The 16249-nt window shown below is 58.3% G+C and carries 16 protein-coding genes; 12 read left to right on the forward strand and 4 right to left on the reverse strand.

The window, feature by feature from the left end:
- The first annotated feature begins 1 nt into the window (after nt 1).
- From fhcD to proB, 6 genes are all read left to right on the forward strand, one after another.
- Nucleotides 2-898 (forward strand): formylmethanofuran--tetrahydromethanopterin N-formyltransferase, encoded by an 897-nt coding sequence (gene fhcD / locus QEN43_RS12075; protein WP_026611262.1) that lies wholly within the window; start codon nt 2-4, stop codon nt 896-898.
- Nucleotides 895-1710 (forward strand): formylmethanofuran dehydrogenase subunit C, encoded by an 816-nt coding sequence (locus QEN43_RS12080; RefSeq protein WP_026611261.1) that lies wholly within the window; start codon nt 895-897, stop codon nt 1708-1710. Before fhcD ends, QEN43_RS12080 begins: the two co-directional genes overlap by 4 nt.
- A gap of 146 nt (nt 1711-1856) precedes the next feature.
- Nucleotides 1857-2168: a 50S ribosomal protein L21 gene (rplU, locus tag QEN43_RS12085; RefSeq protein ID WP_026611260.1), complete on the forward strand. Its 312-nt coding sequence runs from the start codon at nt 1857-1859 to the stop codon at nt 2166-2168.
- Nucleotides 2169-2188: 20 nt separating this feature from the next.
- Entirely contained in the window at nt 2189-2452 is a 264-nt protein-coding gene (gene rpmA / locus QEN43_RS12090; RefSeq protein WP_026611259.1) for a 50S ribosomal protein L27, read from the forward strand.
- A 76-nt stretch (nt 2453-2528) separates the two neighbouring features.
- Entirely contained in the window at nt 2529-3563 is a 1035-nt protein-coding gene (gene cgtA / locus QEN43_RS12095) for an Obg family GTPase CgtA (RefSeq protein ID WP_026611258.1), read from the forward strand.
- Nucleotides 3547-4674 (forward strand): glutamate 5-kinase, encoded by a 1128-nt coding sequence (gene proB / locus QEN43_RS12100; protein ID WP_026611257.1) that lies wholly within the window; start codon nt 3547-3549, stop codon nt 4672-4674. Before cgtA ends, proB begins: the two co-directional genes overlap by 17 nt.
- Before the next feature lie 37 nt (nt 4675-4711).
- Here proB and rpsT read toward each other — a convergent pair whose 3' ends face one another.
- The gene (gene rpsT, locus QEN43_RS12105) at nt 4712-4990 is read right to left on the reverse strand and encodes a 30S ribosomal protein S20 (RefSeq protein WP_026611256.1); all 279 of its coding nucleotides are present in this window, start codon (nt 4988-4990) and stop codon (nt 4712-4714) included.
- A 245-nt stretch (nt 4991-5235) separates the two neighbouring features.
- Here rpsT and murJ point away from each other — a divergent pair, with 245 nt between their 5' ends.
- Genes murJ through lspA form a run of 4 tightly spaced genes read left to right on the forward strand, consistent with a single transcriptional unit; the run spans nt 5236 to nt 11042 of the window.
- Nucleotides 5236-6777, forward strand: a complete 1542-nt coding sequence (gene murJ / locus QEN43_RS12110) for a murein biosynthesis integral membrane protein MurJ (protein WP_317964076.1) — start codon at nt 5236-5238, stop codon at nt 6775-6777.
- A 10-nt stretch (nt 6778-6787) separates the two neighbouring features.
- Nucleotides 6788-7744, forward strand: coding sequence for a bifunctional riboflavin kinase/FAD synthetase (ribF, locus tag QEN43_RS12115; RefSeq protein ID WP_026611254.1), 957 nt, complete (start codon nt 6788-6790; stop codon nt 7742-7744).
- The gene (ileS, locus tag QEN43_RS12120) at nt 7741-10560 is read left to right on the forward strand and encodes an isoleucine--tRNA ligase (protein ID WP_026611253.1); all 2820 of its coding nucleotides are present in this window, start codon (nt 7741-7743) and stop codon (nt 10558-10560) included. Before ribF ends, ileS begins: the two co-directional genes overlap by 4 nt.
- Nucleotides 10561-10565: 5 nt before the next feature.
- A complete protein-coding gene (lspA, locus tag QEN43_RS12125) occupies nt 10566-11042 on the forward strand; it encodes a signal peptidase II (protein ID WP_026611252.1) in 477 nt (158 codons plus the stop codon).
- A gap of 46 nt (nt 11043-11088) precedes the next feature.
- On the opposite strand, the gene ampD is transcribed toward lspA, so the two are convergent.
- Together ampD and QEN43_RS12135 are read right to left on the reverse strand one after the other, a co-directional pair.
- Nucleotides 11089-11673 (reverse strand): 1,6-anhydro-N-acetylmuramyl-L-alanine amidase AmpD, encoded by a 585-nt coding sequence (gene ampD / locus QEN43_RS12130; protein ID WP_051331889.1) that lies wholly within the window; start codon nt 11671-11673, stop codon nt 11089-11091.
- A gap of 173 nt (nt 11674-11846) precedes the next feature.
- The gene (locus QEN43_RS12135) at nt 11847-11996 is read right to left on the reverse strand and encodes a hypothetical protein (protein WP_156912849.1); all 150 of its coding nucleotides are present in this window, start codon (nt 11994-11996) and stop codon (nt 11847-11849) included.
- 537 nt (nt 11997-12533) lie between these two features.
- Between QEN43_RS12135 and QEN43_RS12140 the strand changes: the two genes are divergently transcribed.
- Nucleotides 12534-13532 carry an IS481 family transposase gene (locus QEN43_RS12140; RefSeq protein WP_317963270.1) on the forward strand — a complete coding sequence of 333 codons (999 nt, stop codon included), beginning with the start codon at nt 12534-12536 and terminating at the stop codon, nt 13530-13532.
- Nucleotides 13529-15487 carry a heparinase II/III domain-containing protein gene (locus QEN43_RS12145; protein ID WP_317963271.1) on the forward strand — a complete coding sequence of 653 codons (1959 nt, stop codon included), beginning with the start codon at nt 13529-13531 and terminating at the stop codon, nt 15485-15487. Before QEN43_RS12140 ends, QEN43_RS12145 begins: the two co-directional genes overlap by 4 nt.
- Before the next feature lie 97 nt (nt 15488-15584).
- Here the strand turns inward: QEN43_RS12145 and QEN43_RS12150 are convergent, their stop codons facing one another.
- On the reverse strand, nt 15585-16220 hold the full coding sequence (locus tag QEN43_RS12150) for an NADPH-dependent FMN reductase (protein ID WP_026611250.1): 636 nt from the start codon (nt 16218-16220) through the stop codon (nt 15585-15587).
- Between the last annotated feature and the right edge of the window lie 29 nt (nt 16221-16249).

Raw genomic sequence — 16249 nt, forward strand, 5'->3', positions numbered from 1 at the left:
AATGAACATCAACGGCGTTCAGATCGATGCGACTTTCGCCGAAGCCTTTCCAATGAGGGCCACGCGGGTCATCATCACCGCCCAAAACATGAAATGGGCCTACCATGCGGCCCAGGCCATGACCGGCTTCGCCACATCGGTTATCGCCTGCGGCTGCGAAGCAGGCATAGAGCGTGAGCTCGATCCGAGCGAAACCCCGGATGGTCGCCCGGGTATTTCCGCATTGATTTTCGCCATGGGCGCCAAGACCTTAGCCAAGCAGGTGGAAACCCGGGCCGGCCAGTGCGTGCTGACCTCCCCCACATCGGCATTGTTCGCCGGCCTCCATGAGGGCGAAAAAATGCCTTTGGGCAAGAATCTCCGTTTTTTCGGAGACGGGTTCCAAATTTCCAAGCGCATCAATGGCAAACGGTACTGGCGCATCCCGGTCATGGACGGCGAGTTCCTCTGCGAAGACACGACCTACAGTGTTAAGGCCGTAGGGGGCGGCAATTTTCTCATCCTGGCGGAGAGCCAGCCGCAGGCTTTAGCCGCGTGCGAAGCGGCCATCGAAGCCATGAAAAAAGTCCCGAACGTCATCATGCCGTTCCCAGGCGGGGTCGTGCGCTCAGGCTCGAAGGTCGGCTCCAAGTACAAAGCCTTGTCAGCATCGACCAACGATGCGTTTTGTCCAACGCTCAAGGGCCAGACTAAGACGGATTTGAGTCCGGAGATCGAATCGGTAATGGAAATCGTCATCGATGGACTGACAGACGAAGACATCAAAAAAGCCATGCGGGTCGGTATCGAGGCTGCCTGCAGCTTGGGTGCCCAAAACGGCATACGCCGCATCAGTGCGGGCAATTACGGCGGTAAATTGGGTCCTTTCCTATTCCATCTTCAGGAGATCATGGCATGACGGCGCTTACCTTCACCCAGAAGGCCGAACTCAAACAACGGGTCGACGTATCCCCGCTGACGCCCGACCGGCTCGCCGACAAGTCTGCAAGCGAAATCGGGGCCGAGTTGCTGCAATACGGTAACCGGCAGGTGCGCGTCGACGAGTTGTTTTCCATCGAAGGTCAAGACGCCGATTGCCTAGTCTTTCGCGGCAGCAGCAAGCTCGATTATGTCGGCAGAGGCATGAGCCGGGGCGAAATTCGCGTGGAAGGCGATGCCGGCAGTTACCTAGGCATGCAGCTCAAGGGCGGACGTATCGTGGTCGACGGTAACGTCGACGCCTATGCCGCCTGCGAGATGAAAAACGGCGAAATCCTGATCCGCGGTAATGCCGGGGATTTTCTCGGCGCCAGCCTTCCCGGCAACAAAAAGGGCATGGCGGGCGGCATCGTCATCGTCAAAGGAAACGCCGGCAACCGCGTGGGCGACCATCTGCGCCGCGGCGCCATTCTGATCGAGGGCGACGCAGGAAGCTATCTTGGCTCCCGTATGACCGCCGGGACCATCGCGGTTCTCGGTAAAGTCGGCGATCACCTGGGCTATGCCATGAATCGCGGCACCGTGTTGCTCGCTCAAGAACCCGCCTTCCTTTCCCCCACCTTCAACGATTGCGGTACCCATACGCTCGGCTTCATACCGCTGCTTCTCAAAGGTTACCAGGGGCTCGAAACCCGTTTTTCCGAGATGTCCGACACGCTCAAGCGGGTGCGGCGTTACGCCGGCGATATGTGTGCGCTCGGCAAGGGCGAGATTCTGATAGCCGTGCGCTGAGCGACGTCTAGGAGTCGACGCGCTGGTCGAATTCGGCGGCGTCTCGCATCGGGGCGTCAAAAAACGCCGTAAGTTGACGGACTCGGGCGTGCACGGTTATCATTCCGTGTTTATCGAAGAATTTTCTGCGTTTGGAGCCAACAAAAATGTACGCGGTTATACAGACAGGCGGCAAACAATATCGGGTGAAACAGGGCGACGTCGTCAAGGTCGAGACGCTCAAAGCGGAAGCCGGTCAACAAATCGAATTCGACAAAGTGTTGATGGTTCAGACGGATTCCGGCTTGAAAGTAGGCAAACCCTTTGTCGAAGGAGGCAAAGTAACCGCAACCGTCAAGGCTCACGGTCGACATCCGAAAATTAAGATCATCAAGTTTCGCCGACGCAAGCATTACATGAAGCGGGCCGGCCACCGGCAGAATTACACAGAAATCCAGATCACCGACATCACGGCCTAATCGAATAGTGAGGAATCACAATGGCGCATAAAAAAGCAGGCGGCAGTTCACGCAACGGCCGCGACTCAGAATCCAAACGACTTGGCGTGAAACGCTTCGGCGGCCAATTCGTGCATGCGGGCAGCATTATCGTGCGGCAGCGGGGCACCAAGTTTCACCCCGGCGACAATGTAGGCTGCGGAAGAGACTACACGCTTTTCGCTTTGACTGACGGGCATGTCCAATTCAAAGTGAAAGGCCCGTTCAAACGGAAATACGTCAGCATCGTTCCAAGCGAAGCTTAAGGAACAAAGCGGCTTACTGGCCATCCTCTTGAGTAGGAAGAAGCCTCGTCCATGACGGGGCTTTTTTGTCATTGCCATGAAGTTTGTTGACGAAGCGGAAATTCGGGTGGAAGCAGGTGACGGCGGCAACGGCTGCGTCAGCTTTCGACGCGAAAAATATGTTCCTTTCGGTGGCCCCGACGGGGGCGATGGGGGCGACGGCGGCAACGTTTATCTTGTAGCCTGCAACAACCTCAATACCCTGGTCGATTTCCGCTTTCATTCCCGTTTCCGGGCCGAACGTGGCCAGAACGGCTCAGGCGGCAACTGTACCGGCCATTCCGGCGCCGACTGCATCATCCAGGTTCCTACCGGTACGGAAGTATTCGACGCCGAAACCGGCGAAAAGCTGGGCGATCTGGTCAATGAAGGTCAACGGCTATTGGTGGCCAAGGGGGGCTATCACGGCCTCGGCAACGCCCGCTTCAAAAGCAGCGTCAACCGTGCGCCACGCAAAGCCACCAACGGAACGCCAGGCGAAAAGCGCACCCTGCGCCTCGAGCTCAAACTGATCGCCGATGTCGGGCTGCTCGGCATGCCCAATGCCGGAAAATCTAGCCTGATCCGCAGCGTGTCCGCCGCTCGTCCCAAGGTCGCGGATTATCCTTTCACGACGCTTTATCCGAACCTTGGCGTGGTGCGCGTCGACGAACAGCGTAGTTTCGTCATGGCCGACATTCCCGGGCTTATCGAGGGCGCATCGCAGGGCGCGGGACTCGGGGTTCAGTTCCTGAAACACCTTTCCCGCACCAAGCTGCTGCTCCACGTGGTGGATGTCGAACCTTACGAAACCCTGGAAGACCCGGTTACGGCAGCCCAAAAAGTCATTGCCGAACTGGAACAATGGGATCGGGGACTGGATCGAAAGCCGCGTTGGCTGGTGCTAAACAAAATCGATCGGCTCGACGAGGACGCTGTGGAACAACGTTGCCGTGAAATCCTCGACGGCCTCCATTGGACCGGCCCCGCATTCAGGGTTTCCGCCGTTCGCGGCGACGGTTTGAAACAACTCATCTACAGCGTGATGGAATTCCTCGAACAAGAACAAGCAAAAGATGCAAGACAGGACTGAGTTCGCCCGCGCCCGCCGCGTCATTGTTAAGATCGGCAGCGCTTTGCTAACCTCAAGCGGGCGTGGGCTGGACCTACCCGCCATCAGCGACTGGGTACGCCAAATCGCAGGCTTGCGCCATACGCAAAAAATGGAAATCGTGCTCGTGTCTTCGGGGTCGGTCGCCGAAGGAATGTGCCGGCTGGGTTGGAAAACACGTCCGCGCTCCCTGCACCAGTTGCAAGCGGCCGCTGCCGTCGGACAGATGGGCCTGATTCGGACGTACGAATCTCTTTTTCAACACCACAATCTCCGAACCGCGCAGATTCTGCTGACCCACGACGACCTATCAGATCGTCAACGCTATCTCAACGCTCGAAGCACCATGCTCACATTGCTCGAGCTGGGCGTCGTGCCGGTCATCAACGAAAACGATACCGTGGCGAACGAGGAAATCCGCTTCGGAGACAACGATACACTTGCGGCCTTGGTGGCCAATCTTCTAGAAGCGGACCTCTTGGTCATTTTGACCGACCAAAAAGGACTGTACGAACGCGACCCCACGCTGGATCCAACTGCGAAGCTTGTTCATCAGGCCAGCATCAACGATTCGCGCCTCGGTGAAATGGTGGGCGAAAGCCGCAGCGGACTGGGACGGGGCGGCATGATTACCAAACTCCGTGCCGCTCGACTAGCGTCCCGATCCGGCACGGCAACGGTCATCGCTAGCGGGCGGGAGCATGATGTCATGCCAAGGATCATTGCTGGCGAAAACTTAGGCACCTTCCTGGTGCCGGACGTGTCTCCGATGCTGGCGCGCAAACGCTGGCTGGCCGGGCAGCTGAAGCTCAAAGGTACACTATACCTGGACGAGGGCGCCGCGCGTGTTTTGAAGGAAGACGGCAAAAGCCTATTGCCTATCGGCGTGACCGCCGTAGAGGGAGACTTTCGCCGAGGCGAGCTGGTAGCTTGCGTGGATGCGGAAGGACGCGAGATAGCCCGGGGACTCGTGAATTACAGCGCCGATGAAACCCGCATCATCATGCGCCGGCCGAGTTCACAGATCGAAAGCTTGCTCGGCTATGTCGATGAACCAGAGCTGATCCACCGGGATAATCTGGTCTTGGCTTGAGAGGCAGGCTAAGCCCGCCTCGCCTTTCCGCCGGGTGTCAGGCGGACGCTTTCAGAGCCAGCGCTTTGACGCGAGCGTTGAGGCGGCTCTTGCTACGAGCAGCCTTATTCTTATGGATCAAGCCCTTGTTGACTGACGAATCGATAATGGGAACCGCAGCGCGATAGGCGGCCTGAGCTTTCTCCAGGTCACCGGATTCCACCGCCAAAATGACCTTCTTAATGAAAGTCCGCAACCGGCTGCGCAGAGCCGCGTTGTGGGCGCGACGTTTTTCCGATTGTCTGGCGCGTTTTTTTGCAGAAGCAATGTTAGCCAAGGTGAGAACCTCTAATCCAATTCATTGGCAGCGAATTCGCTATTTTGTTCTCAAGTCACCCCAGAGTCAATAGATCAAGTCCCACAAACTTGCCCGGCCGAATAGATGGAGCGCCCGAGACTCATATGCGGAGCCTTGTCAGCGGCGCTTTTTCGGCAGTGCCTTGATCGACTAAATTCCTTATACTACGGCCCTTTCTCCAACTCTAACGACAGCACTGGTTTTAGGCTCTGAGCAAGCATCTACTGAAATCCACGGCGGCCGTCGGCGGATTGACCTTCGTCTCCCGCCTCTTGGGCTTCGTTCGGGATGTCATCATTGCCCGTTATTTCGGTGCCGACCCCGGCACCGACGCGTTCTTCGTCGCTTTCAGGATTCCCAACTTCTTGCGCCGCCTGTTTACGGAAGGCGCCTTCTCGCAGGCCTTCGTGCCGATCCTGTCGGATTACAAGGAGCGCCACGACCAGACCCAGCTCAGGCCGTTCTTGGACCGCACCGCCGGCAGCCTGTCGCTAGCCTTGTTGCTGGTGACGTTCGTCGGAGTCCTCGCAGCACCGTTCTTTATCCTGCTGTTCGCGCCCGGTTTTTATCGAGACGCGAAGCAATTCGAGCTCAGCGTGACGATGCTGCGCATCACCTTTCCGTATCTATTTTTCATCTCCCTCACGGCATTCGCCGGGGCGATTCTGAACACCTGGGGACGTTTCGCAATACCAGCTGTCACGCCGGTCTTCCTGAATCTTTTGATGATCCCCGCGACGATCTGGCTCGCCCCCTACTTACCCGAACCCATCACCGCCTTAGCCTGGGGCGTGCTGGTCGCCGGCTTCGTGCAACTCGGCTTTCAAGTGCCGGCGCTCGTTCGGGCAGGTCTGCTGCCAAGACCCCGCTTCGGGTTTCACGATTCCGGGGTTCGCCGCATGATCGCACTGATAGGACCTGCGATTTTCGGGGTTTCTGTAACTCAGGTGAACCTTCTGGTCGATACACTGATCGCATCCTTTTTAGCTTCCGGCAGCGTATCCTGGCTTTACTATTCTGATCGCCTGGTGGAATTTCCGTTAGGCATTTTCGGCGTCGCTATCGGCACTGTGATGCTGCCCCATTTGTCGAAAAATCATGCGAGCCGCGACCGGGACGGATTCTCCCGTTCGCTGGATTGGGCCCTACGCTGGGTCGTTCTCATTGGCTTGCCTGCAACCTTGGGACTCGCTCTGCTCGCAGGACCGATGATTTCCACTCTTTTCCAGTACGATCGGTTTTCATCCTATGACGCCGAAATGGCCAGTCGGAGCCTGATGACTTATTCCATAGGATTGATCGGTTTCATCGCGATCAAGGTGCTCGTCCCGGGTTTTAGCTCGAGGCAGGATCTCCGTACCCCGGTCCGATACGGCTTTTACGCGGTTCTGGCGAACCTCGCGCTGAATCTCGCTCTGATCTTTCAACTCGCACCCATAGGCTGGGGCCATGCGGGACTCGCCCTAGCGACGGCGCTTGCGGCTATCTTCAACGCCGGGCTGCTCTTGGCAAAGCTTCTCAAGGAACGAATTTACAGACCGGAACCCGGCTGGACGATCTTTCTCCTGCGCGTGGTATTTGCCAGCGCAATGATGGTCCCTATCCTGGTCTACGCGTCCAATGCCTATCCGTGGCAGACCTGGTCGATGATCGAGCGGGTCTCTCATCTCGCGTTATGGATTTTGCTGGGTTTCGCGATCTACGTGTCGTGTCTCACTCTGACCGGCCTCCGTCCCCGGCACATGCTCGTTCCTGAAAGCACCTGAGGACCGTCGCATGCGCCTGAGCCGAGGACTCGCCGAACTCAAGCTTCCCGAAAAGGGATGCGTTGCCACGATTGGTAACTTCGACGGCGTCCATATCGGCCACCGCCAGGTGATCGAGCGGTTAGCAGAAGCGGGTCGCAGGCTGGAATTACCGGTCGTGGTCGTTCTGTTCGAGCCTCAACCGCGCGAATATTTTTTCCCGGACGAAGCACCGGCCCGCCTGACCCGCCTTCGCGAGAAATTGGCCCGCTTGGCCGAATTGCCCGTCGATCATGTTTTGCTGCTGCGATTCAACTGGCATCTGGCCATGTTGCCGGCGCAAGACTTCATCCGAACCATCCTGCTCGAAGGATTGCGCATCAAATATTTGGTAGTGGGAGACGATTTCCGGTTCGGCAGAAACCGAGTCGGCAATTTCGCCATGCTGCGCGAAGCCGGAAGAGCATTCGGTTTCGACGTGGTCGACACCCCGTCGGTCCTGGTGAACGGACGGCGCGTCAGCAGCACCTGGGTCCGCAACGCTCTCGAAGCTGGCGACTTGGCCAGTGCGGCTCAGCTCCTGGGGCGCCCGTACTCCGTTTGCGGACGTGTCGTGCACGGTGCCAAACGCGGCCGAATGCTGGGCTTTCCTACCGCCAACGTCGCAATGAGACGGAAAAACACTCCTGTCCAAGGGGTGTTTGCCGTTACAATGTCCGGAATCGGCGAACGTCCGCTACCGGGAGTTGCGAACGTAGGCATACGCCCTACCATCGGGGGCGGACGCACGGTACTCCTGGAAACCTATTTGCTGGACTTCTCCGGAGATCTCTACGGAAAACAGGTGGAAATCGTTTTTCACCGCAAACTCCGGAACGAAAAGCGCTTCGACAGCTTAGGCGAACTACGGGCCCAGATCGAACGGGACGTCGCAACTGCACGAAGCTATTTCGCCACCTCCAATCCAATACCATCCTCTGCATCATGAGCACGGATTATAAATCGACACTCAATTTACCCAGGACCGACTTTCCGATGAAGGCCAATCTGCCGCAGCGCGAGCCCGAGCAGCTCGAGCGCTGGCGCAGCTTGGATCTTTACCGGAAGATCCGCGAGACGTTCCGTGGACGCCCCAAATTCGTTCTTCACGATGGTCCGCCCTATGCCAACGGCGAAATCCACATCGGCCATGCCGTAAACAAGATCTTGAAAGACATTATCGTCAAGAGCAAGGGACTCAGCGGTTTCGACGCGCCCTATGTGCCAGGTTGGGACTGCCATGGCCTGCCCATCGAACTGATGGTGGAGAAAAAGATTGGCAAAGCCGGCGTTAAGGTCGACGCGTCTGAGTTCCGCAAAGCCTGCCGTTCCTATGCGACCGAGCAAGTGGACGTCCAGCGGCGCGAGTTCATCCGGCTCGGCATTTTAGGTGATTGGGACAATCCGTACCTGACCATGGATTTCCGTTACGAGGCGGATATTTTGCGCGCTTTGGGGCGCATTTCTGCACGCGGCCATCTGGTGAAAGGGGCAAAGCCCGTGCATTGGTGCACCGATTGCGGCTCCGCGCTGGCCGAAGCCGAGGTCGAATACGAAAACAAGCGTTCGATCGCTATCGACGTGCGGTTCAGAGTACTCGACGAAGCTGCGCTGATCCAGCGTTGTCATTCGGTGCCCGGCCACCCTGGCGAAGGCCCGCTCTCGATCGTCATCTGGACGACCACTCCTTGGACCCTGCCTGCCAACCAGGGCGTGGCGCTCAATCCGGATCTCGATTACGCCGTCGTTCAATGCCGGGAGCCGACGGAACGGCTGGTCGTGGCTGAGGCCCTGATGAAGGATGTGATGATACGTTACGGCATCGACGATTACCACGTCGTGGCGTATGGCAAGGGCTCGGATCTCGAAGGCTTGCTGCTTCAACATCCTTTTTACGAGCGGGAAGTACCGATCGTTCTCGGCGAGCATGTGACGCTCGAGGCCGGTACCGGTGCGGTGCATACGGCACCCGGACATGGCCAGGAAGACTACGTCGTCGGTCAGCGCTACGGCTTGCCGGTCGACAATCCGGTGGCTGACGACGGCAAGTTTCTGCCGAGCACGCCGCTGTTTGCAGGCGAGCACGTGATGAACGCCAACGACCATGTGGTCGAGGTGTTGAAGGAACGCGGCGCGCTGCTGCACGAGGAGCGCATCGAACACAGCTACCCGCACTGCTGGCGGCACAAGACGCCGGTCATCTTCCGAGCGACACCGCAATGGTTCATCGCCATGGACAAGAACGATCTTCGCCGCCAGGCCCTGGAAGAAATCAAGAAAGTGCAATGGATACCGGACTGGGGCCAGGCGCGCATCGAAGGCATGGTCGCCAACCGGCCTGACTGGTGCGTCTCCCGCCAGCGCAACTGGGGCGTGCCGATCGCCTTGTTCGTCCATCGCGAGACCGGCGCGCTACACCCGCGTAGCGAAGAGCTGATCGAAGCGGTCGCCCAAAGAGTCGAGGAAAAGGGGATTGACGCCTGGTTCGAACTCGATCCCGTCGAATTGCTCGGCGAAGAGGCGGCTCAGTACCAGAAGATCAACGACACACTGGACGTCTGGTTCGATTCCGGAGTCAGCCACTTCTGCGTGCTGGATCGGCGGGAAGACCTGTATTCTCCAGCCGACCTCTACCTCGAAGGATCAGACCAGCATCGCGGCTGGTTCCAATCATCTTTGCTCGCCTCGATCGCGATCCGGGACACCGCGCCGTATCGGCAGGTCTTGACCCATGGCTTCACCGTGGACGCGGAAGGCAAAAAAATGTCGAAATCCAGGGGCAATGTCGTAGCCCCGCAGAAAGTGATGCAGAACCTCGGAGCCGACATCCTGAGGCTCTGGGTCGCGGCCACCGACTACCGTGCCGAGATGAGTGTCTCCGACGAAATCCTAAAGCGCACGGCGGACGTTTACCGGCGCTTGCGCAATACCGCCCGCTACCTGCTCGCCAACATGAACGGCTTCGATCCGGAGCGCCATTTGGTTGAGCCCGAAAAGATGCTGGCACTCGATCGCTGGGCAGTCGACCGGGCGTTTCGTCTCCAGCAGGAAATCGTCAAAGCTTACGAAACGTATCAGTTCAACCTGATCTACCAAAAAGTCCACAATTTCTGCTCCATCGACCTAGGCAGCTTCTACCTCGACGTGCTCAAGGACCGCCAGTACACCTGCCGTGAGGACAGCCTCCCGCGACGTTCGGCACAAACCGCCATGTACCACATCGCCGAGGCCTTGACCCGCTGGCTGGCCCCGATCTTGAGTTTCACGGCCGATGAAATCTGGCGTTATTTGCCCGGCAAACGGAGCGAATCGGTCTTTCTGGAGACCTGGTACGAGGGGCTGTTCCCATTGGACGAATCCTCGCTGTTCGACCGCGAGTTCTGGGATTTCGTGCTCAAAATCCGCGAGGCGGTGAGCAAAGAACTGGAGGTGCTGCGCGTACGCGGCGAGATCGGGGCGTCGCTGGATGCCGAAGTCGAACTTTACTGCAGCCAGCCGATTCTCGAACGGCTTGCACCTATCGAAGGCGAGCTCCGCTTCGTGTTCATCACGTCGTACGCGAGCCTTCGGCCCGAAGGAACCGGCGACACGCTTCCGACAGGGATCGAGGGACTGGAGCTCAAAGTTCGGGCTTCCGATAAACCCAAATGTGTACGTTGTTGGCATCACCGCGAGGATGTCGGCCAGCATGCCGACCACCCCGAGCTTTGCGGACGTTGCGTCGAAAACGTCGTGGGTCCGGGCGAAACCCGTCTTTACGCCTGACGCTTATGCTGCATTGGCTTTGGCTCTCCGTGCTGGTCGTCGTCTTGGACCAACTCACCAAGCTGATGGTCGACCGATCAATGGAACTCTATGAATCGGTCGGCTTGCTGCCTTTTTTTCAGCTCACTTACCTACGCAACCAAGGCGCAGCGTTTAGCTTTCTGAGCGAGGCCGGGGGCTGGCAGCGCTGGTTCTTCATCGGCCTGGCGGCGATTGCCAGCGTCGCGATCTGTTACTGGCTAAGCCGACTCGGCAAAAATCAACGCTGGGAAGCCGCCGCCTGGGCGCTGGTACTCGGCGGTGCGCTAGGCAACCTCATTGACCGGGTCGCTTACGGATACGTTATCGACTTTATCGACGTATTTTACGGAGAGTGGCACTGGCCTGCTTTCAACGTCGCCGATTCGGCGATCACCATAGGCGTCGTGATGCTGTTGATCGACTCGCTGAGACCGCGGCAATCGACGGCCGATCTGGCGTAAGTTAGAAAGCGATCTGCCGGAAACACTCCGCCACGACAGTTGGGCCTTAGGCGCGAATAGCGTCGCACTCGGTCCGACGAAATCCTCTCGCGGACAGCAACCGGTAAAGCCTTCCCCAATCGAAGCTCGGACCCGGATCGGTCTTGCGTCCCGGAGCGATATCGCTATGACCGACTATCCGGTTCGGGGATAGGCTCGGATAAGCCTCGAACAGCGCGGCGAGCACATCGGCCAGGCCATCGTACTGTGCGTCGGCATAGGGAACGTCGTCGGCTCCTTCCAACTCGATACCGATCGAAAAATCATTGCAGCGCTCCCGCCCCCGATAGCTGGACGGCCCGGCGTGCCAAGCCCGCCGGTGAAACGGAACATATTGAACGAGTTCGCCGTCGCGCCGTACGAGCGCATGGGCCGATACCCGTATGCCGCATATCCGCTGGAAATACGGATGGGCGGTAGGCTCCAAAGTACTCGTGAACAGTCGGTCTATCCAGTCGCCGCCGAACTGGCCCGGAGGCAGACTGATACCGTGAATCACCACCAACGAAATATCCCCTGCATCAGGCCTGTCGTCGCAGTTGCAGCTCTCGACACGCCTCGCATCCGTCAGCCAATGGTCGATGACTTTCATGTATCTAACCGAATTCAAAATTACCGGAGTTCCATGTTATTTGCGCAAGATCTCGACAATCATTATTCCCATATTTTCGGTTTTGTGAATCCGGTCACGATACCGGAAACGCTTACCCTTTAAATTAATGACAACATTCTGATACCGAGTATTACGGTTATCATTGAGTCGAATTAATAGCACTGCTGTGCACAAGTCCTAAAGTCCATATTCGATGTTGAAGGATCGACGCCAAATTCGCCTGAAGAAGGCTCCGAAAAACCGCCTTTCCCCTGGTTTTTCTTTTTACCGAGCTCAACACCGTCTTTTTCTACTTGGCTCACATGTTCAATCATTTCTCCGATTGAACACGAAAGAACATTCCTCTTCCATACGCGTACCTCGATCATTTTCGAGGTTTTCTGAAACGGATTTAAAGAATCGAGAATACCTAAATATGTCCCTTCTCAACACGATTGCGAGCAGGAATCAGAGCCCTTCTCCTTCGAAACCGAGAATAAGAACAATCCAATCGGATAAGAGCTGTTCAACCGAAAACGACTCGATCGAAAAACAAGAATCGTCTCGACCACGAACGAAAAAATACGGTTTCTCACGGCAGCTTCCATGAGGCGAAAACGCGTCCTCATTATTCTGTAATTCTCCAGAGAGCAATCCAGGTGCGCTGTATATTTTACGGTTCCCGAATACCGGTGCACTTAGATAGTTCAAATCTTACGCAATTTTTAGACGCCAATCACAACTGCCTTAGTTATTTGTCACGTCCCGTATGATTATTTACCGAGAAGGAGTTATGCTCTGTTCGAAGCCCGGAGCCTTCTCCAGGAGATATTCGGTTCGTCCAAGTGAGGTTTCTCTCCATGCAGATTCGTCTTCATAAGAACGCCCGTACCACCCCGGCCGTTCGGCAGGCCATTCAAGCGTCCACGTTGAGCGAGCGCGCCTTGGCCCAAAAGCATGGCATTAGCCGAACGACCGTCCGCAAGTGGAAACACCGCTCCTCGGTCGAAGATGCCTCACACCGGCCCCACACCCTCAGAACCACGCTCACGCCCGCCCAGGAAGCCATCGTGGTCTACCTCCGCCAAGCTCTGCTCCTCCCCTTGGATGATCTCCTGGCCGTGACCCGGGAATTTCTCAATCCCGCCGTGTCCCGTTCCGGGCTAGACCGCTGCCTGCGCCGCCACGGGGTGGCGTCCCTCAAGACCCTGCTTCCGCCTACAGAGAAGGCGAAGGTCAAACCCTTCAAGGCCTATGAGCCCGGCTTCCTTCACCTGGATGTTAAGTACTTGCCCGCCATCGACGGCGAACCCCGCCGATACCTGTTCGTCGCCATCGACCGCGCCACCCGCTGGGTCTATGTCGCCCTCAAGCCCAACCGCACCGCCTTAAGCGCAAAGGACTTCCTCAAAGCGGTGATTCAGGCCGCGCCTTTCCGCATCCAGAAATGCCTGACCGACAACGGCTCGGAGTTTACCGACCGTTTCCTGACCCGAACTCGGCAGCCCTCGGGGACGCATGAGTTTGACCGCCTCTGTACTGAACAAGGCATCGAACATCGCCTGATTCCGCCGGGCCGGCCCCAAACGAATGGCCTGGTGGAACGCTTCAATGGCCGCATCGAGGAGGTGTTGCAAACCCATCACTTCGATTCAACCGCCGATCTGGACACCACCCTGCACCGCTATGTCGAGCTGTACAATCATCACATTCCCCAAAAGGCCTTAGGCCATCTCACCCCGATCCAGGCTCTCAAAAACTGGCAACTGTCCCATCCTCATCTTTTTCGAAAGAAGGTTTACGATCTTGCGGGACTTGACAGTTATTCGATAGCGATCAAGGGAGGATTTACGCGATGAACAATCTACGATTATGGAAAGGGCTCGCATTCGCACTGGCGGGAATCGCTTTCGAGCCCATGGCGGCAAGCGAAGACTCGGCGGAACCAGCGCTGCCCGGCAACGACCAGATCAGAGCCGCTTTCGCCGAGCTGAAGGCAGGCGAAGGCGGCTACACACCGGCGCGCCCTGCCCGCGAGTATTGGGACGCGGCTCGCCGCCGTGTGACGGGGGACCCGCGCTGGGCAACCTGGTTGCAGCAACGGACCGACTGGCTCAACACCTGGATGGCCCAGCCTCGTGAAAGTGCTGACTGGATCGCCGGCTGGGTTCACGACTATGTCGATCCGAACACGGGCGTTCTCCTCAATTGGACTCCCGACCAGCCGATCCCGCCTGACGAACCGGGCTCTGAAAAGCTACGCGCGGCCTGGATCGCCCATAACCGGATCTACAACATCGATCGCGTGCTCGACGCCGCCCGGCTGTTCCGCCTGACCGGCGATAACCGCTACTTCGATTGGGCTGCTTCGCAGCTCGATTTCTACGCCGATGCCTACCACGGCTTCCCTTTGCAAACTTGGAACGGCCGCGCCCAATTGATGAATCAGAGCCTGGACGAAGCCACCCGAGCCCTGGTGTTGATCGAAACCGTCCGGCTGCTGAAACCCCATGTTCCGGCGGCTCGCGTCAACCATTGGCGCGACGGATTGTTCCTGCCCCTCGCCGCCAACCTGATGGCCTCCTCGCGCGAGGTTCACAACATCGCCGTCTGGCATGCCGCGGCCGTAACCTTGATCGGACTCGAGTTCGACCAAACCGAGCTGATCGCTTTCGGCAAGCACTCACCTTTCGGTCTTCGCTCGCTCCTCGAGACCGGCGTGTCACCCGATTGGTTCTGGTACGAGCACTCCCTGTCTTATCAGGATTACGTGGTCCAAGCCATGGTAGAACTGCTGGTCGGCGCCTCGTTGCGCGGCCGCCTGGCCGACTTCGCCCGAGAACTCTGGATCACGCAAAATCTGATGATCGCCCCCATGACGGTGCGCTTTGCCGACGAAGACGCCCCCACCCTCAACGATTCGCCGCCCAACCGCAAGGCGCCGAATCGCCGGCTGTGGGCGGCCTCCCGCCGGGTGTTGCCGACCTGGATCGGGCTCAAAGAGGCCGAGAACCAACTGAGCTGGGATAACCTGCTCGATCCGCCCAAGGCCGTCGACTCGGTGCCTCCTTTACCCGAGGCGGTATCGGGCCCTGTACCGGGCCTCGACGCGGTTCAAGTCGTGAAGAATGGCTGGCACGCCCTGCTGCGCTATGGCCAGAAAGCCCGCTTTCATGCCCAGCAGGAAGCTCTCACCTATGAACTCCAATACGGCGATACCTGGATTCTCAGAGACGCCGGCACGGTCGGCTACGGCTCGCCGCTGCACAAAGACTATTTCAGCCGGGCGCCGGCGCACAACGTGCCGCTGGTCAACGGCGATGGGCAAACCCCATGGCCATCCGAGGGACAGCTCGACGAGATCGCTCCGGACGGCTCGTCCGCGACGGTGTCCCATCCGAGCTATCGTCCCGGGGTGACGGCAACGCGGCGTCTCGCTGTCGAAGGCGGCGAGTTTATCGACGAGGTCGGGGTGACCACCGGATCGGACACGCCGCAGGCGATCGGCGTGGTCCTGAACACGCCCTGTGCGGTGACCGCCGACAGTCCGTCTATCGTTGAAGGAGCGTCATTGCCTACCGCAACGGCTTTCCACTACTGGAAGGACTGGACCGCCTATGCGGCGCCGGGCACTTGGAGCGGCACGCTCGACTGCGGTGGCCGCCAGTTTGCCCTCGACGTATCCGGACCTGCCATGCAGCGGGTGTATGTGGGAACCGTTCCCGATTCCGCTCAACCCTATACCCGCCGGGGGATCTATGTCGAAGGCATAGCGTCGGTGGCACAGTTCTATTTGGCTTTCCGCCCGCTGTGATCAAAGCGAGCTGCGAATTCGTGCGGACCGGCATTGGCGCGGCTGCCGTGTGACAGCGCCGCGCCGGTCTCTCGAGCCTCACAAAGAGAACAGGATCTTATCCGATTCGGCTCAGATCGTGCCGTCGCTCCTCCGAAGCGGGTAGCAGCGCGTGTCCATGCAATTTCGCCGAGATACTAGCAAGAGCAGCCCCTAAAGCTTCGACGGCGGCGCGCTGTTTCGGGTTGGCCAAAGTACCGTCCGGCTGAAACGCTTCGTGAGCCCTGGCCACTGCCAACTGATCGGGCAGGACGATGACACCCATATTTCCCAAAATCGCCCGCAAGTGGACCAGACCGCGGAGACCGCCGAAACCTCCCGGCGAAGCCGACAACAACGCGGCGGCCTTGTTCCGGAACGGCGCCAGGCCATCCTCGCCGTCCACCGGACGGGAAACCCAGTCGATGGTATTCTTAAGGAGCGGCGTAATCGAGCTATTGTATTCAGGAGAAGCGATCAGAAGTCCATCGTGCGCCATCATCAATTCCCTGAATTTTCGAGCATTGGCGGGAATGCCGTCGCGCTCCTCCAAATCGCCGTCATAAATCGGCATCGGATAGTCGCGCAAATCCGCCACGGTCACCTCGGCGCCGACCCGCTGAGCGCCCGCCGCTGCGATCCGGACCAGCATTTTGTTGTATGAGCGCTCCCGCGCACTGCCGGCGAAAGCAAGAATTTTCGGTCTGGTGTCCATGGCTATCTCCTCTAAACTTGGCTGGATAC

This window comes from Methylocaldum szegediense, assembly GCF_949769195.1.
GTDB lineage: Bacteria > Pseudomonadota > Gammaproteobacteria > Methylococcales > Methylococcaceae > Methylocaldum > Methylocaldum szegediense.